The organism is Lentzea sp. NPDC005914, assembly GCF_040629405.1.
GTDB lineage: Bacteria > Actinomycetota > Actinomycetes > Mycobacteriales > Pseudonocardiaceae > Lentzea.
In genome coordinates this window covers 1-1,077 of the sequence record NZ_JBEXVQ010000105.1, presented here as the reverse complement: position 1 = coordinate 1,077, position 1,077 = coordinate 1, and the positions used below count along the sequence as shown (strand labels likewise).

The following is a 1,077-nucleotide window of genomic DNA, read 5'->3' as shown; positions in this document are numbered from 1 at the left end:
TGTAGTGCCCTGAGACGTTGTTGATGCGGGTGATGGGTGGTTTGCCGCCGAGTGCGGTGTGGGCCCGGTGGTGGTTGTAGTGGTGCAGGAACTCGGGCAGGGCGTCGGCGCGTTGCTGGCCGCTGGTGAAGACCTGGGCGTAGGCCCATTCTTCGGCCAGCGTGCGGTTGAAGCGCTCGGCTTTGCCGTTGGTTTGTGGCCGGTAGGAGCGGGTGAGCCGGTGGCTGGCGCCGATGTCGGCCATCGCTTCCCGGAAGGCTCGTGACCTGCGGTAGGCCATGGCGTTGTCGGTCATGACCCGTTCGATGACCGGGATGCCTTGTGCGGCCAGGGCTTGGGCGGCGCGGCGGAGGAAGGCGGCGCAGGTGACCGCGGTTTCGTCGGGGTGGATCTCGGCGTAGGCCAGGCGGGTGTGGTCGTCGATGGCGCAGTGGACGTATTCGTAGCCGACGCGTGGTGCGGTGCGGGCGGCGTTGCGCTGGGCGCTGTCGCGTCCGTGGGCGCGCCAGCCGCCGCCGTCGCGCAGCCGGCCGAGTTTCTTGACGTCGATGTGGACCAGTTCGCCGGGCCGGGCTCGTTCGTAGCGGCGGATCGGTTGCCCGGTGGGGCGGTCGAGCCAGGCGAGCTTGGGTTCGTGATGGCGTTGCAGGACGCGGTGTGTGGTCGAGGGGTGCAGTCCGAGGATTCCGGCGATGCGGGCGGGTCCGAGCCGCCGGGTCCGGCGCAGTTCGAGAATCTGGGACTCGACCTCGGCGGTGGTGCGCCGGGGTGAGTGGTGCGGTCGGCTGGATCGGTCGACCAGGCCGGCGTCGCCTTCGAGCCGGTGGCGGCGGACCCATTTGTGGCCGGTGGCGCGGGAGACTCCCATTTCCGCGGCGACGTGGGCGACCGGGCGTCCGGCGGCGACACGCTCGACGAGCAGCCGTCGTCCGTGCACGGTCAGGCGGGCGTTACGGTGGTGCACGAAGACCTCCGTTGTGCGGTGCAGACCTAGACACCTTCACCACACACGGAGGTCTTCCTCATGATCAAGGCGACATGCCGGACACGCCGTCAACAACGTCCGTGATCACTACA

Annotated in this window: 1 protein-coding gene; it reads right to left on the bottom strand. The window is 69.2% G+C overall.

Features of this window, described 5'->3' with window-relative positions; all coding sequences use genetic code 11:
* Nucleotides 1–964: IS481 family transposase (locus tag ABZ345_RS47470; RefSeq protein ID WP_359862369.1), on the bottom strand; the 964-nt coding region annotated here is incomplete at its 3' end.
* Nucleotides 965–1,077: the final 113 nt, after the last annotated feature.